The 14,686-nt window shown below is 67.2% G+C and carries 14 protein-coding genes; 6 read left to right on the plus strand and 8 right to left on the minus strand.

The features are described from left to right. Positions 1–14 precede the first annotated feature (14 nt). Positions 15–2,099: a TPM domain-containing protein gene (locus IWX75_RS04940; protein WP_196821125.1), complete on the minus strand. Its 2,085-nt coding sequence runs from the start codon at positions 2,097–2,099 to the stop codon at positions 15–17. A 287-nt stretch (positions 2,100–2,386) separates the two neighbouring features. On the opposite strand from IWX75_RS04940, the gene IWX75_RS04945 reads away from it, so the two are divergent. The 4 genes from IWX75_RS04945 (at position 2,387) to IWX75_RS04960 (ending at position 6,464) form a co-directional block, all read left to right on the plus strand. Beyond that, positions 2,387–3,814 (plus strand): S1C family serine protease, encoded by a 1,428-nt coding sequence (locus IWX75_RS04945; RefSeq protein WP_196821126.1) that lies wholly within the window; start codon positions 2,387–2,389, stop codon positions 3,812–3,814. An 80-nt stretch (positions 3,815–3,894) separates the two neighbouring features. Beyond that, positions 3,895–4,722 carry an electron transfer flavoprotein subunit beta/FixA family protein gene (locus IWX75_RS04950; protein WP_196821127.1) on the plus strand — a complete coding sequence of 276 codons (828 nt, stop codon included), beginning with the start codon at positions 3,895–3,897 and terminating at the stop codon, positions 4,720–4,722. 38 nt (positions 4,723–4,760) lie between these two features. After that, entirely contained in the window at positions 4,761–5,708 is a 948-nt protein-coding gene (locus IWX75_RS04955) for an electron transfer flavoprotein subunit alpha/FixB family protein (RefSeq protein ID WP_196821128.1), read from the plus strand. Positions 5,709–5,714: 6 nt separating this feature from the next. After that, the gene (locus tag IWX75_RS04960; protein ID WP_196821129.1) at positions 5,715–6,464 is read left to right on the plus strand and encodes a PIG-L deacetylase family protein; all 750 of its coding nucleotides are present in this window, start codon (positions 5,715–5,717) and stop codon (positions 6,462–6,464) included. A 60-nt stretch (positions 6,465–6,524) separates the two neighbouring features. On the opposite strand, the gene IWX75_RS04965 is transcribed toward IWX75_RS04960, so the two are convergent. The 7 genes from IWX75_RS04965 to folP all read right to left on the minus strand — a co-directional run bounded on the left by IWX75_RS04965 (position 6,525) and on the right by folP (position 12,212). Further along, the gene (locus IWX75_RS04965) at positions 6,525–7,364 is read right to left on the minus strand and encodes an anti-sigma factor domain-containing protein (RefSeq protein ID WP_196821130.1); all 840 of its coding nucleotides are present in this window, start codon (positions 7,362–7,364) and stop codon (positions 6,525–6,527) included. Between the two features lies 1 nt (position 7,365). Beyond that, positions 7,366–7,983 carry an ECF RNA polymerase sigma factor SigK gene (gene sigK, locus IWX75_RS04970; RefSeq protein WP_196821131.1) on the minus strand — a complete coding sequence of 206 codons (618 nt, stop codon included), beginning with the start codon at positions 7,981–7,983 and terminating at the stop codon, positions 7,366–7,368. Between the two features lie 180 nt (positions 7,984–8,163). After that, on the minus strand, positions 8,164–8,976 hold the full coding sequence (locus IWX75_RS04975) for a class I SAM-dependent methyltransferase (RefSeq protein WP_196821132.1): 813 nt from the start codon (positions 8,974–8,976) through the stop codon (positions 8,164–8,166). A 19-nt stretch (positions 8,977–8,995) separates the two neighbouring features. Then, positions 8,996–9,463, minus strand: a complete 468-nt coding sequence (locus IWX75_RS04980; protein WP_196821133.1) for a tRNA (cytidine(34)-2'-O)-methyltransferase — start codon at positions 9,461–9,463, stop codon at positions 8,996–8,998. 25 nt (positions 9,464–9,488) lie between these two features. Continuing rightward, positions 9,489–10,445 (minus strand): J domain-containing protein, encoded by a 957-nt coding sequence (locus IWX75_RS04985; protein WP_196821134.1) that lies wholly within the window; start codon positions 10,443–10,445, stop codon positions 9,489–9,491. 52 nt (positions 10,446–10,497) lie between these two features. After that, positions 10,498–11,274, minus strand: a complete 777-nt coding sequence (locus IWX75_RS04990; RefSeq protein ID WP_196821135.1) for a pyrimidine reductase family protein — start codon at positions 11,272–11,274, stop codon at positions 10,498–10,500. Beyond that, on the minus strand, positions 11,271–12,212 hold the full coding sequence (folP, locus tag IWX75_RS04995) for a dihydropteroate synthase (RefSeq protein WP_334684112.1): 942 nt from the start codon (positions 12,210–12,212) through the stop codon (positions 11,271–11,273). The genes IWX75_RS04990 and folP overlap by 4 nt, the downstream gene beginning before the upstream one ends. Positions 12,213–12,278: 66 nt before the next feature. Between folP and IWX75_RS05000 the strand changes: the two genes are divergently transcribed. Continuing rightward, positions 12,279–13,502, plus strand: a complete 1,224-nt coding sequence (locus IWX75_RS05000) for a cysteine desulfurase family protein (protein ID WP_196821136.1) — start codon at positions 12,279–12,281, stop codon at positions 13,500–13,502. Next, positions 13,499–14,641: a tRNA 2-thiouridine(34) synthase MnmA gene (gene mnmA, locus IWX75_RS05005; protein WP_196821137.1), complete on the plus strand. Its 1,143-nt coding sequence runs from the start codon at positions 13,499–13,501 to the stop codon at positions 14,639–14,641. The genes IWX75_RS05000 and mnmA overlap by 4 nt, the downstream gene beginning before the upstream one ends. The last annotated feature ends 45 nt before the right edge of the window (positions 14,642–14,686 follow it).

Raw genomic sequence — 14,686 nt, forward strand, 5'->3', positions numbered from 1 at the left:
CGCTCGGGAAGTGCCTAGAAGCCGCCACCGCCGCCGTCGAAGCCACCGAAACCGCCGCCGCCGCCGTCGAAGCCGCCGAAGCCGCCGCCGCCGAAGACGTCACCACCACCCCCGCCGCCCCCGCCGAAGAAGCCTCCGCCACCGCCGTTGAGGAGTCCGCCGAGGAGGATTCCGCCGAGGAGGGCGCCTCCCATGCCGTCACCGCGTCCGCCGCCATACCCGCCGTAGCCGGCCATCCCGCGTCCGCCGAAACCATTGACGTCATGCTCGGCGAGCTGCGCGGCCTGGTCGGCGAGCTGCGCGGCCTGCTGGGCGTGGGTGAGTGCTGACACCGGGTCCGAGCCCTGGATCTCGATGGCGTACTCGAGATTCCGCTCGGCCTCGGCCAGCCGCGTGCGGGCTTCGCTGCCCACGCCGCCTCGCCGTGCCCGAATGTAGTCCTCGGTACCCGAGATGCGCGACTGGGCAGCCATCAGGGCGTGGTGCAGGGAGTCCTTCGCGCGGCGCGATTGTTCCGCCTGGTCCCGGACTCCACCCAGCGCGTTGTCGAGCTGCAGGTGGGCTGCCTCAACGCGCTCCAGCAGCGACACCGGATCGATCGGTCCAGCTTGCCGTTTGGACCGGACTGTCTGCAGTGCGGCTTCCGCTGCTGCAACCGGGCCGGCAAGATCCTGGTGCATCCCGGTGCCGACCATGGCCTTCGCCTGCGCGAGATCCTCAGCGGTATCGGACGCTGCGCGTTCCAGTTCCAGCTGTGCTGCCTCGAGCTCCGATGCCCGCTTGTCGATCGCGTCGAGCAGGAGGTTCGCCTGGTGCACTCCCTCTTCGGTAGCCCGGACCGCCACGACTGCGGGCCCGGTGTCCCCGGCGTCGAGCTTCTGCCGGGCCTCGGCCGATGCGCTCTCGACGAAGGCGAGGCGCTCCCGTGCCTGTTCCACGTTGTCCTGCACCTGGCTCGTTGCCGAGTCGGCATATCGCTGGCGGAGGTGCGACAGCTTGCGTTCCGCCTCGGCGAAGCGCGTTCCCGCTGCGTTTCCTGCCTCGCGCGCCGATTGCAGGGCCTGGGGAGCGTTCCGCTCGAGTTCCCGAAGCGAATCGAAGTCGGCTTTGTGCTGCTGGAGCGATTCGTTGACCGCCTCGCAGCGCCGGATGATGTCCCCGAGCCAGGAGCGCTGTTCCTGTTCAGTGTCCGGGATGTGGTCGTCAAGCTGCTGCTGGAGCTTGAACGATTCGCCCATGTGGGCCTTCGCCGCGGCGATGTCAGCGGTGAAGGTACTCACGGATGCGACACCGTATTGCGCCTCGGCGAAACCGACTTCCTGTTCGCTCGACTTGATGGCGTCGTCGGCGGCGATCAGCAGGCTTCCCGCCCGTTTCCTCAGCTCCTCGACGCTGAGCGCAGCGAGCGGATCGACGAGTTCAGCAGGCTGATTCCGGCCGTCACCGGTGGGATAGCCGTACTCGTTGACGCCGTCGGCACTCCTTTTCTGCTTCTTCCGCGAGCGGAGGTAGGCGTACCCGCCGGCTCCCGCAAGAGCCAGGGCGCCGCCCACGAGGGCGATCGCGCCCAGACCGCCGGGATCGGCGGCCGCGCCGGTTCCAGCAGCTGTGCCCCCGTCGGCGAGGACTGTCTCGGTGCCTTCGACGGCGGCAATGCCTGCCTCGGCCCAGTTCTGCTGCGCGAGTTGCGGCTCGATCTGCTGCGCGAAGATGTCCTGGGTGCTGGCTTCGACATCGCTGCCGCCAATGAACCGGGCCTGCTGCGAGTCGACGGCGACGGCCAGCAAGGCCTGGTCCCCGGCGATATTGCTGACTTCTGCTGTCTGCTGGGCCCACGCCAGTGGATCCGACGGGCTGGTGAAACTGTCGACGAAGACCACGTTGACGGTGAAGCCGTACTCGCTCTCAAGATCGGCGACCGCGCTTTCGATGTCGGCTTCATCGGCTGCCGTCAGCACTCCCGCGTCATCGAAGACAGGATCACCCGCGGGGAAATCGACGGGTTCGGTGGCGAAGGCCTGGGGTAGCCCGAGAACTGGCAGTGTCATCAGCGCGCACAAGGCCGCGGCGGCACCCATCCGCCTGGGAAGTGATCGCATTCATAACCCTTCAGCATGTTCCCCCGATCACAACCGAAATCAGGAATGAGAGCGGACGACGCCGGGGGTCCCTGGTTTCCGATTCTATGGCGGGTACCGGTAACCGTCCACTGACGACCATATGCCCCTAGCGAAACCGGGTCCCCCGCCGGTGGAGGCCATACTTGAAACAGAGCAGAGCCGCGGTTCGACATCCAGTGAACTCCCAGCCGACACCCAGCTGCCTTACCCGGCGCCGTCAGGGAGTGTTGGCACAGTGGAGGAGAACTTAGACGAGAGGAAGTCGCATGACTGAGCAGTATGGCGGTTCCGCCGGGCCAGAACGGCCCATGCCCCCGCGCCCCGGAAATCCTCCGGCGTGGGGAACGCAGGAGACACCGGGGAATGGGGGGGCCTACGGCCAGCACGCTGCCTACAACGGCCATCAGCCGTATGACGCCCACCAGCCGTATGAGGCCCAGCACGGGACGTTCGGGCAGCCGGTGCCGTCCAACGAATCTCCAGCCGAGGGGAAGAGCCGGAGACGGGTGGGCATGGGAACGTTCGCCGCCGGAGTCCTGGTCGCCGGGCTGATCGGTGGCGGTGTAGCGGCAGCGGGAAGTGAACTGCTCGACGATGGAGCCCCGGCCTCGAACGCGCCCGTCGGAGCCAGCGAGTCGATCGTGGTCAACAACACCGACAGCGTCAACGAGATCACCGGCGCAGCGGTCACCGCGTCCCCCAGCGTGGTGGAGATCGCCGTGAGCGGCGCCGGGTCGGGCGGATCCGGTTCGGGAATCATCCTCGACGACGAAGGGCACATCCTGACGAATACCCACGTCGTCACGCTCGGCGGCCAGGTTGCCGATCCGAGGGTGGAGGTGCAGTTGGATGACGGGCGGGTCTTCCCCGCCGAGGTAGTGGGTACCGACCCGCTCTCCGACCTTGCGGTGATCAAGGTCGATGCTCCTGATCTCACCCCTGCCACTCTCGGCAACTCGGATGAACTGAACGTGGGAGACACCGCAATCGCCATCGGCGCCCCGCTCGGTCTCAGTGGAACCGTGACGGACGGCATCGTCTCCACGCTCAACCGAACCATCAGCGTCGCCTCCTCCGCCGTGCCCGAAGATCAGGCCGACTCACCCGAAGACAGCGGGGACGGCTTCAACTTCCTGCCGCCCGAGGGGTCCCCGGAGCAGGAGCCGCAGTCCCAGGGTTCCATCTACCTGAACGTGATCCAGACGGACGCGGCCATCAACCAGGGCAACTCCGGCGGTGCGTTGATCGACGCGCAGGGACGGATCATCGGCGTCAATGTCGCCATCGCCTCGGCCGGCTCGGGGGAGAGCTCGGGAAACATCGGCGTCGGGTTCTCGATACCCATCAACTACGCGGAACGGGTGGCCAGGGAAATCATCGAGGACGGCGCTGCGACCCACGGCTTCCTCGGCGTGAGCGTACAGGAAACCCCTCCCAGCGATTCCGGCCAGGGCTCGACGTTCTCGGTCGGCGCCCGGGTGGCCACCGTGGAACCCGGATCACCGGCGGCGGAGGCTGAACTGCGGGAGGGCGACGTCATCACGAAGCTCGGCGACTACGAGATCAACGATCCCACGGAGCTGACCGCGGCGGTACGGATGCAGCCAGTCGGCCAGGAGGTTCCGGTCGAGCTGACTCGGGACGGCCGCTCCATCACCATCGATGTGGCCCTCGCAGCGGTTCCAGCGCCCTGACCCTCCAGGTGGGGAGCTTCGCGAAGCGCCAGTATGGTTAGCTTGGTTTCGGGAAGATCCCCACTTAAGGAAGGTCACCAATGGACGAGGCCCCAGCGACGGGACTGAACATTGCGGTGCTGGTCAAGCACGTGCCCGACGCGCAGTTCGACCGGCATATCAATGGTGAGCACAAGACCACCCAGCGCAGTGAGAGTATCCTCTCGGAGCTCGATGAATACGCGCTCGAAGCCGCGCTCCAACTCACTGAGAAGCTTGGAGGCGACGCCGCAGGCCACCGGATCACGGCAGTGACCATGGGACCCCCCGCGGCCGTGAGCGCGGTGAAAAAAGCCCTTCAGATCGGTGCCCATCAGGGCGTGCACCTCACGGATGACGCCCTCCTCGGGTCCGATGCGTCGGCCACCTCCCTTGCCCTGTCAGCGCTCCTGACCCACCTGGGCGGTTTCGACCTGGTGCTTACCGGCATGGCGTCGACCGACGGCGAGACTTCCCTCGTTCCGGCGCAGCTCGCCGAGCGGCTGCAGCTTCCTCAGGTCACGTTCGCGGCAACCCTCGACGTGACAAAAGAGTCCGGCGGATGGTTGGTGACGGCACGGCGCGACGGTGACACCTACTCGGAGACCCTCGAGTCGCCCCTGCCCGCGATCGTTTCCGTGACAGATCAGATCAACGAGCCCCGGTACCCCAATTTCAAGGGGATCATGGCGGCGAAGAAGAAACCGGTGCAGACGCTGTCCCTCGGAGACATCGGCATCACCGGCGACCAGGTGGGATTGAAAGGATCCTGGACCCGCGTCCAGGATGCCGAGCCGAGGCCGCCGCGGGCCCAGGGAACAGTGATCACCGACGAGGGCGATGCCGGCATCCGGCTCGTGGACTTCCTCGCCGGCCAAAAGCTGCTCTGACCCGATCCATTCCAAACCCCACGCAAGGAGGCCGCGGCATGGCCACGGTACTGGTCTTTCTGGATAATCCGGGGGCAACCCTGAACAAGAGCGAGCGGGAACTGCTCTCGCTCGCGGCGAGCCTCGGTGAGGGAACCGCAGCACTGGCCTCGGAAGCGGGTCAGGCATATCTCGACGGCGTCGGGTCCTATGGTGTGGCCGCCTGCCATGTTCCGGCCGATGCGGACCTCGGCACCTACCTGGTTGCAGGAAAAGCGGCGTTCCTTGCCGAGGCCGTCCGCCTGTCCGGGGCGCAGGTGGTGCTGCTCGGAAACTCCTACGAGGAGAAGGAGATCGCCGCCCGGGTCGGCGTCCGCCTCAACGCGGGAGTGATCACCGACGTCGTCGGCCTGGATCCGGATCTCACCGCGACGAAGTCCGATTTCGCAGGGTCCTACACGGTCACGTGCAGGGCGACCACCGGGATCGCAGTGTTCACGGTCAAGCCGAACAGCTACGAGGCCGCCGAAGCGGGTACTCCCGAGGGCCCCCGCATCATCCCGGTGGAAACGGCCCTTCCCGCTGCAGCGGCGCGCATTACCGGCCGGGTGGACAAGCCGGCGAGCGGCCGGCCCGAGCTGAGCGAGGCGCGGGTGATCGTGGCAGGCGGCAGGGGGGTCGAAGGGAATTTCAAGCCCCTCGAGGAGCTCGCTGACGCACTCGGCGGCGCCGTGGGGGCCTCCCGAGCGGCAACGGACGCCGGTTGGATCGAGCATTCGGCGCAGGTCGGCCAGACGGGCAAGACGGTCTCGCCGCAGCTGTACATCTCAGCGGGTATCTCGGGGGCGGTTCAGCAGAAAGCCGGGATGCAGACGGCGAAGGTGATTGTCGCCGTGAACAAGGACGCCGACTCACCGGTCTTCGAAATCGCCGACTTCGGTATCATCGGCGATCTGTTCACCGTACTTCCGCAGGCCACCGAGGAAATCCGGAAGCGCAGGGTCTAGCAGGCCATGCCGTTCCCCGACTCCGCACCCGTGCGGCGCGTCCTGTGCTTCGCCGCCCACCCGGATGACATCGACTTCGGAGCAGCCGGCACGATCGCCTCCTGGACCGATGCCGGAGTCGAGGTCAGCTACTGCATCCTGACCGACGGGGACGCCGGCGGTTTCTCCGAGCAGCAGCGCCCAGGGATCATGGGGCTCCGTCGCGACGAGCAGCGTGCCGCCGCGCGCCTCGTGGGGGTGAAGGACGTTTCCTTCCTTGGGCAACCGGACGGCTTCCTCGAGCCCTCTTCCGAGGTGGTTGGCGGTATCGTGAAGCGGATCCGCGAAGTGCGGCCCGACGTCGTGATGTCCATGCACCCGGAACGCAACTGGGACCGCATCCAGAAAAGCCACCCCGACCACCTGGCCTGCGGCGAGGCAGTGACGCGGGCGGTGTACCCGGCCTCGGAGAATCCCTACGCCTTCCCCGAACTGGCGGCGGCAGGACTACCCGCGTACCGCGTTCCCTGGGTGTGGTTCTTCGGGGGACCCGGTCACCTTGAGAACCACTTCGTCGATATCACCGGGTTCGAGGACCGAAAACTGGCAGCGATCCGGGTCCACGCCAGCCAGCACCCGGATATCGAGGCGATGGATGCCACCGTCCGGCGCATGCTCGCTGGCAATGCTCGACGCGCCGGACTTCCCGGGGGTTCCAGCGCAGAAGCGTTCCACGCTGTGGGGATCAACACCGAGGACACCATCGCGGGCTTCTAGGAGAACGCTGGGACGGCCCCCGGAACAACCTCCTGCTGGAGAGCCCCGGTGGACCGTTACCTATACCTGGAAAGGTATTTCGGCAACCAGAGGGAGAGTCGGCGCTGTGGAGCCGCCTGCGGGTTCGACGGTCAGGGCGAGTCCGGTGAACTGGTCGATGCCCTGGACCGCAGTCACCTTGGACCCGGCCACATCCTCGGCCGTCATGGTTCCTACCGAAACCGGGGCCGAACCATCCGTGGGCAAACGCCACATCTGGTACACCGATCCCTCAGGCGGGGCAGGCACCCCGGTCAGGGTCAGCACTGCGGCATTCTCCTCGCGGGACACCGCCAGGTCGGCCTTGCCGCCCGGCGCCAGCACGAATTCATTGGTGCGGAGATCGGAGGCCTGGAGCACTTCCTCCTCGAGGGAGGGCTGCAGGTTCTGCGCAATCGTCACTGCACCGACCGCGAGAACGACGGTGGCGGCTCCGGCGACCAACCACTGCGTGACCGAACGGGGACGACGGCGCTCCGCTCGTGCCTGCCGGCGCCGGGTCAGGTCATCCATGCCGGGCTCCTGCCCCGGTCCCGATGGTTCCGAGGATGGTGAAGGACGCTCGTCCCCCTCGGAGACCCCCGGGAGCTGGAGCAGGATCTTGTCGAACAGGCCGGCCGGAGGTTCTGCCTCGTCGATGGCGTAGGCGCTGGTGACGGTTTCGCGAGCTGTGCGAAGCCGCTCGTCGAAGGTGAGGCTCACCGCTGGATCCGCGGTGAGGAGGAACCCGTCGATGGTTGTCCGCTCGTCGTCACTGAGGGCGTCGAGGGCATACAGTTCAGCCCACTCCACAACGTGGCCACGGCTCAGGTCCGTCTCAAGGTCCTCGGCGAATTGCCGGTTCCTATCTCTGTCCTGCATCTCAGTTCACCCCCAGGCATGCTTTGAGTCGAAGTAGTCCGTCGCGGATTCTTGATTTGATGGTCGGTACAGCTACCCCGAGCTTCTCCGCGACTTCGCGGTAGGTGAGCCCGCCGTAGTACGCGAGCTTCACCGATTCCTGCTGGGTGGCCGTGAGCGTGTCGAGGCACTTCACTACCGTCTCGGCTTCGAGACGCTGCGTCACGGTGTCGACGACGTCGTCGTGGTCCGGAACCAGGGTGGCGGCCCCGTAACGGGCCTCCCGGTCGGTGGAACTCTGCTCCGACCTCACCCGGTCCACTGCCCTCCGGTGGGCCAGCGTCATGAGCCACGCCATCGGGCTGCCGGCCGCCGGATTGAAGCGGTCGGCACTGTTCCACACCTGGAGGTAGACCTCCTGGGTAGCATCCTCGCTGAGTTCCGGATCGATGAGCACCCGCCGGGCAAGGCCGTAGACACGGCGGGACGTCTGCTCGTAGAAAGCAGCGAACGCGTCGGTGTCCTGTTGGGCGATCCGGAGCAGGAGGTCCGTCAAAGTTGAACCTGCGCCGGACTCGCCGCCCGATTCGCGTGCCCTGGCGTCCACGGGGGTTACCCGGCTAACTCGTGGCGTGTCCATAGGTTCCAAGCATAAAGCTCGATGGCGCAGTTCCCGAACACTGGAGCTGCCGGGGCGGCGTGCGGGGGCAGTGGTGATAACCAACTGATCCACCCTCCTGCCTCGACTGTTTAGCTACCATTGACATCTTTGATGTCAGCTATTATTCGGAGCCGCAGTCAGGCCGGATGGGAGCGGGGGTCAGCCGATCTCCGGGCGGCCGGCCACGGCGATGAGGGTATCGGCGTTGAGGATGAAACCGGTGCCGAGTTCCCGGAGGAACCGTGTGCGAACGCGGTCGAGGACTGCCGGATCATCGGGGATGACGCTGCGGAACCCGCTGCCGAGCACCAGCGACCAGGCCATGTCAGCGTCGAGCGGCACGGCCAGGGCGAGTTTCTCCACCGTGATCGAAACGAATCCATGGCGTTCCAGCCAGGCGGTCAGGCGCCCTTCACCGGTCAACTCCCGACGATTCGCCAGGAAGGATCCCGGGGCTGCCGGTGCATGGTCAGGGAATTCGGCTTCGCACGCTCCCAGGAGCTTCGTTTCGAACGGCTCGAGCGCGCCCTCGTCCCAGACGCTCAGCGCGAATCGCCCGCCCGGCCGGAGTAGTGACAGCACCCGCAGCGTCACCGCCGACATAGCGGGTGAAAGGCAGAGACCATAGCAGCTCAGGACGGCGTCATAGGGTGCGTCGGTGTGCCATTCTCCCGGACCCTGCGCATGGAACCCGATGTTCTCCAGGCCCATCGCCCCGGCCTTGTCGCGGGTGAGGTCCAGCAGGGAGGTGACGGGGTCCACTGCGTCCACCCGGCCGTCCGGTCCGGCAAGCTGGGCTGCGGGAATGGTGGCGCTTCCTGTTCCTGCGTAGACGTCCAGCACCCGTTCTCCGACCAGGACATCCGCAGCGGCAACCACCGCATTGCCCACCGTGTTCCACAGCGCCGGTGCCAGCCGGTCGAAGTCCTCCGCGCCGTCGTCGGGCGCAATCGAGGCGTGTCGTGCAGTCATCGGTGGTCTCCTTGGTGCATCAGAGGACTGCCCCTTCGAACCCGTGCTGGCGCCAGGCTTCATAGAGCACGATCGAGGCCGTGTTCGCGAGGTTGAGGGACCGGCGGGATGCCAGCATGGGGACCCTCACCCTCGCACTCACGCGGGGGTCGTTCTTGACGTCCGCGGAAAGCCCCACGGACTCCGGTCCGAACAGGAGGATGTCCGAGGCGCGGTATCGAATGTCGGTGTAGGACACCTCGCCGTCGGACGTGAAGGCGAAGACGCGCTCCGGAGCAAGGCTTTCCCACGCCGCAGCAAGGCTCTCATGCACGGAGAGGACGGCGAGATCGTGGTAGTCGAGGCCCGCCCGGCGCAGTTTGGAATCCTCGAGGCTGAACCCGAGTGGCTCCACCAGATGCAGCTCGGCACCCGCGACCGCGGCAAGGCGGATTGCATTGCCGGTATTTCCGGGGATCTCGGGGGAATGGAAGAGGATGCGGAACACCGCTCCATCCTAGCTTCCGGCGGAGCTAACCTTCTGCGGCGCCCAGCAGCCTCGCAAGGACCGGGAGCTGGACCACATTCGGTTGCGGGCCCGCGGCGAGGAACGCCCGGATCGTCCGGACCATGGTTCCCGCGTTCACCACCTGGATGGCCGACGGCGCTGACCTGTCGAACGACGGCGGACTGTCGATCACCGGGTCGAAGGGGTTGCCCCGCGCGCCATGGACGACCAGCCAGCCGCTCACGTTGCATTCGGGAAACAGATCCTGCATCTCCCGGACGGTGTTCGTTATACCGAGTCCCTGGACCGCTCTGCCCTGATGTCGGAGCGACCGGCCGTCCCAGTCGAAATTACCCGGGGTGGCGGCGAAGGAATCGAGCACGGCGATCCGATAGCCGCCGAGGACCGCATGGCCGGCGGTTGTCCCTGCGCTGTTCGAAAACTTCAGTCCGTTGACCAGGCGGGCTGCGGGATACGTCGGCAGCAGGGACTGCTCGAGAATCGCCGCCGTCCGCAGCTCCCCCTCGACCCTCGCGCGGGCAGCGCCTGCCATCCTGCCGAAGATCCCGGGTTGCCGGGGCGCTCCGTGCAACTGCCGCCCGGCAAGGATGAGCGGAACCACCGGGGGCTCTGTCGGAGAGAACGGCGGGAGGTATTCAGGAGGCGCTTTCGCTGCCTCGGTGTTTTCACTCCTTGCCGCAGCGCGGGGCTGGGATGGCCGGGCACCTGCACCTGCACCCGCACCTGCGCCCGGTGTTCCGGTGCCGCGCGTGCCGTTGCCGGCGTCGTACCTCTGCCTGCGTGCGGGGTTTCCCAGCGTCTCGTAGGCCACGGCCACGGCGTGGAACAATTCCTCGCTTCCGCCGAGGTCCGGGTGCGAGGTCCGCGCCGCCCTGCGGTATGCGTCCTTGATCTGCTTGTCCGTTGCATCGGAAGCCAGGCCCAGGATGTCGTACGGAGACGCGCCCGAGGCGTCCGGCATGGTGCTCCCTCTCGAATGTCGCGACAGCGTCTGCTTCCCAACGAATCCGGCGCTAGGTCCGCGCCTTCACATATCGAATGTACAGTGCGGAATCCTCGGTCAGGAGCGACGCGAGGGAAAGGGCCAGGGGGTTTGCCGGCGCTTCTCCTACGGAAATTCGGGGCCCCTCACCACCGGCGAGGAGCGGGCTGATGGAAAGGCACAGGTCGTCGACGGCGTCGGATGCCGTCAAGGCACCCAGCACGGCGGGCCCGCCCTCGCACAGGACCTTGCGGACGGCCCGGTCGGCAAGGGCCTGCAGGAGCGCCGCTGTCTCGACGGATGCGGCACCGCAGGTTACGACGTCGGCCACGCGGGACAGCGCGGTCCGCTGCGAGGCAGGCGCCGAGCCGCTGGTGAAGATCACGGGTCGGACGGGTGCATTCGAGAAGAATCCACTGGACGGGTCGAGGTTCAGTGAACCGGAGATGATGCCGAGTGCGGGGTGAGCCGGGAGCCCCTGCCTCCGTCGCCAGGCCTGGCCCTCGTCGTCGACCAGGGCACCCTCATACCCTTCGGCGCGGATGGTGCCGGCGCCGACCAGAATAATGTCCGGAAGCCGGCGCAGGAGGCGGAAGATGCGTTTGTCGCCGTCGTTCCCGAGACCGGCGGAGAATCCGTTGCTCGTGGCCGAGCCGTCCGCCGCAGCCACGAAGTTGAACCGCACGTAGGGGCGACCGGTTCCGGGAAACGCCGGGTCGGGCTTCGCATCGTCGGGATAGGCGTACAGGCGCAACAGCTCGGCGTCGGTCAGCCCAGCGGATCCACCGGGCAGGAGGGAGGTGATCATGGAGCTGCCGGTTCGTTGAAGTTGCCCATGTTGTGGCGCAGGTAAGCAGGTTGCCGCCAACCGAACACCGCTTCGGTGAGGTCGATGGCAGCACGGGATGCCGCGACATCGTGCATCCGCACTACCCGTGCGCCGCCGAGGATGCAGATGACGGCGGCGGCCAGCGACCCTTCGGTCCGCTCGCGCTTCGGCTTGTCCAGGGTCTCCCCGATGAAGTCCTTGTTCGACACCGCCGCGAGCGTCGGAAAGCCCAGTGCGGCGATCTCGGAGAAACGCCGGGTGATCTCCAGCGAGTGCAGGGTGTTCTTGTTCAGATCGTGCCCCGGATCGAGGAGGATGCGGTCTTCGCGGATGCCGAGGTCCACGGCGGTGTCCACCTTCTGCAGCAGGAACTTTGCGACGTCGCGGGCGACGTCGTCGTACGTCGGCCGGGGGTACACAGTCCGGGGCTCGGCGAGGCTGTGGGTGATGACGAGGTGTGCACCCGCTGCGGCGACCACCACGGCCAGATCCGGGTTCCGGAGCCCCGTGGTGTCATTGATGACGTTCGCGCCGGCGGCGAGCGCGGCTTCGGCGACTTCGGGGAGGAAGGTGTCGGCGGAGATGATCACATCGGAGACCTCCCGCACCGCGGCAATGACCGGGACGATTCGCGCTGACTCCTCCGCCGCGGACACGGGAGAGCCGGGCGAGAACGGGGCGCCGCCGATATCGATCCAGTCCGCCCCGTCCCGGACCGCCGTTCGGGACGCCTCGATCGCGGCGTCCAGCGCAAAGGTGGCACCGGAATCGTAGAAGGAATCGGGGGTGCGGTTGATCACCGCCATCAGCGCTACCTGCCGGTCGAAGTCCAGGACCTTCGCGCCGAAAGCCTGCACCGGATGCCGCAGCACCGGAACGAACCTGCCTGTCGGGGGAGTTCCTGCTTCGCTGTCCACAGGGGTATTTCTACCAGAGGGACCGGACGACTCCGTGTGCACCGGCCGCACCGGTAGAATTGCAGGATGCCCGTGTACCTTGACCACGCGGCGACCACGCCTATCTCGGCGCCAGCGCTCGCCGCCCTCACGCTCGAACTTTCCCGCAGCGGCAATCCGTCGTCGTTGCACGGCTCCGGCCGCCGCGCCCGGCGCACCGTGGAGGATGCCCGGGAGATTCTCGCCCGGGCAGCCGGAGCCCATCCGTCCGAGGTCATCTTCACCTCCGGGGGTACCGAGGCTGACAATCTCGCGGTGAAAGGCCTGTTCTGGGCACGGCGCGACGAGAACCCGCGGCGGACGCGCATCCTGTGCTCGACGATCGAGCACCCTGCCGTCCAGGACACCGTCGAATGGCTCGAGCGCCACGAGGGCGCGCGGGTGACCTGGCTTCCCGTGGATGCCCGGGGCGTGGTGTCGTTGGAGGCGCTGCGGACCGAGCTGCAGGCCGATTCCGGGTCAGTGGCCCTGGTCACGGTGATGTGGGCCAACAACGAGGTAGGCACGGTCCAGAGAATTCCGGAAATCACCGGCATAGCCGCGGCCCACGGTGTCCCGGTCCACTCCGACGCCGTCCAGGCGTTCGGTTCCCTCCCGCTGTCCTTCGCGGACTCCGGGCTGGCGACCATGGCCGTCAGCGCCCACAAGATTGGTGGTCCGGTGGGTGTGGGAGCGCTGTTCGTCGGACGGTCGGTCGCGCTCACCCCCGTACAGCACGGCGGCGGCCAGGAGCGCGATGTCCGGTCCGGAACGCTCGACAGCGCTGGCATCTCCTCGTTCGCGGCGGCCGCGGACGACGCCGTCGCCCACCTGCCGGTTGAGGCAGCACGCCTCGCGGCGTTGCGCGACCGCCTCATCGAGGGCGTCCTGCGGGAAGTGCCCGACGCGGTACTCAGGGGCGTGAGCCACCCCGGGCCGGTCGGCGCGAGACTCCCCGGGAACGCCCACTTCACGTTCCCGGGGTGCGAGGGTGACTCCCTGCTGTTCCTCCTGGACCTGGCGGGCATCGAGTCCTCCACGGGGTCCGCCTGCACCGCGGGAGTGCCCCGCCCATCCCATGTCCTCCTGGCCATGGGACTTTCCGAGGAGGAGGCAAGGGGCGCCCAGCGGTTCAGCCTCGGGCATACATCGACCCCCGGTGACGTTGACGCAGTAATGGCGGCGCTGCCGGGGGCCTACGGGCGCGCCCGCGCCGCCGGCATGGCCGGCACCGCATCATCCATTCGAACGGCAGGAACTGGTTTTTCATGAGGGTATTGGCAGCCATGAGCGGCGGAGTCGATTCAGCGGTCGCGGCGGCGCGCGCCGTGGAGGCAGGGCACGACGTCGTCGGGGTACACCTTGCGCTTTCCCGCATGCCGGGGACGCTGCGCACCGGAAGCCGCGGCTGCTGCACGATCGAGGACTCCCGCGACGCCTGGCGTGCCTGCGACATCCTCGGGATTCCCTACTACGTCTGGGACTTCTCGGAACGCTTCAAGGCCGATGTGGTGGACGACTTCGTCGCCGAATACGCAGCGGGACGCACCCCGAACCCATGTATGCGGTGCAATGAGCGCATCAAGTTCGCCGCGTTGCTCGAGAAGGCGCTTGCACTCGGCTTCGACGCGGTGTGCACCGGACACTATGCGAAGGTCATCGAGGACGCGGACGGCAACCCCGAACTGCACCGGGCGGCCGACTGGGCGAAGGACCAGTCCTACGTCCTCGGCGTCCTCACCCACGAGCAGCTGAAGCACTCGATGTTCCCGCTCGCCGAGACGCCGTCGAAGGCCGAGGTGCGGGCCGAGGCCGAGCGACGCGGACTGTCCGTCGCCAACAAGCCGGACAGCCATGACATCTGTTTCATCCCCGACGGCGACACCCGCGGCTGGCTCGAGGAGCGCATCGACATGAGCGAGGGCAGCATCCTCGACGTCGATGGAGCCACGATCGGGAGCCATCCGGGAGCGAACGCCTTCACCGTGGGCCAGCGCAGGGGCTTGAAACTCGGCACTCCCGCTGCGGACGGCAAACCGCGCTTCGTACTGGAGATCCGGCCGAAGGACAACACGGTAGTGGTGGGTCCGGAACATCTGCTGGCAATCGACGAGATGCGGGGCATCAAGGTGTCCTGGGCCGGGATGCCGATCCCTGAGGTCTTTTCCGGTGCGGAATTCCCCTGCATGGCGCAGGTCCGGGCCCATGGTGACCCGGTTGACGCGCGGGCCTTCATCGAAGCCGCGTCCGACGGCGCACAGGAGCTCGTGGTCCGGCTGATCGAACCGATGCGCGGTGTCGCGCCGGGACAGACCGTGGTCCTGTACCAGGGGTCGCGGGTCCTCGGCCAGGCCACTATCGACTCGGCACGGTCCGCTCTTCGGCCTGAACTGGCGGCAGCCGGAAACTGAGGCCCGGCCGGCGTCGCAGTTGGTTGTAGCAGTTGGTTGGTGACT

Source organism: Arthrobacter sp. CAN_A6 (assembly GCF_015751715.1).
Taxonomy (GTDB): Bacteria; Actinomycetota; Actinomycetes; order Actinomycetales; family Micrococcaceae; genus Arthrobacter_D.

What these genes read in the sequence shown, in the direction of transcription:
- mnmA (WP_196821137.1), top strand. Translation starts at nt 13,499, where the DNA reads ATGAGGGTATTGGCAGCCATGAGCGGCGGAGTCGATTCAGCGGTCGCG.
- IWX75_RS04965 (WP_196821130.1), bottom strand. Translation starts at nt 7,364, where the DNA reads ATGCAGGACAGAGATAGGAACCGGCAATTCGCCGAGGACCTTGAGACG.
- IWX75_RS04990 (WP_196821135.1), bottom strand. Translation starts at nt 11,274, where the DNA reads ATGATCACCTCCCTCCTGCCCGGTGGATCCGCTGGGCTGACCGACGCC.
- IWX75_RS04950 (WP_196821127.1), top strand. Translation starts at nt 3,895, where the DNA reads ATGGACGAGGCCCCAGCGACGGGACTGAACATTGCGGTGCTGGTCAAG.
- sigK (WP_196821131.1), bottom strand. Translation starts at nt 7,983, where the DNA reads ATGGACACGCCACGAGTTAGCCGGGTAACCCCCGTGGACGCCAGGGCA.
- IWX75_RS04960 (WP_196821129.1), top strand. Translation starts at nt 5,715, where the DNA reads ATGCCGTTCCCCGACTCCGCACCCGTGCGGCGCGTCCTGTGCTTCGCC.
- IWX75_RS04975 (WP_196821132.1), bottom strand. Translation starts at nt 8,976, where the DNA reads ATGACTGCACGACACGCCTCGATTGCGCCCGACGACGGCGCGGAGGAC.
- IWX75_RS04955 (WP_196821128.1), top strand. Translation starts at nt 4,761, where the DNA reads ATGGCCACGGTACTGGTCTTTCTGGATAATCCGGGGGCAACCCTGAAC.
- IWX75_RS04945 (WP_196821126.1), top strand. Translation starts at nt 2,387, where the DNA reads ATGACTGAGCAGTATGGCGGTTCCGCCGGGCCAGAACGGCCCATGCCC.
- IWX75_RS05000 (WP_196821136.1), top strand. Translation starts at nt 12,279, where the DNA reads ATGCCCGTGTACCTTGACCACGCGGCGACCACGCCTATCTCGGCGCCA.
- IWX75_RS04985 (WP_196821134.1), bottom strand. Translation starts at nt 10,445, where the DNA reads ATGCCGGACGCCTCGGGCGCGTCTCCGTACGACATCCTGGGCCTGGCT.
- IWX75_RS04940 (WP_196821125.1), bottom strand. Translation starts at nt 2,099, where the DNA reads ATGCGATCACTTCCCAGGCGGATGGGTGCCGCCGCGGCCTTGTGCGCG.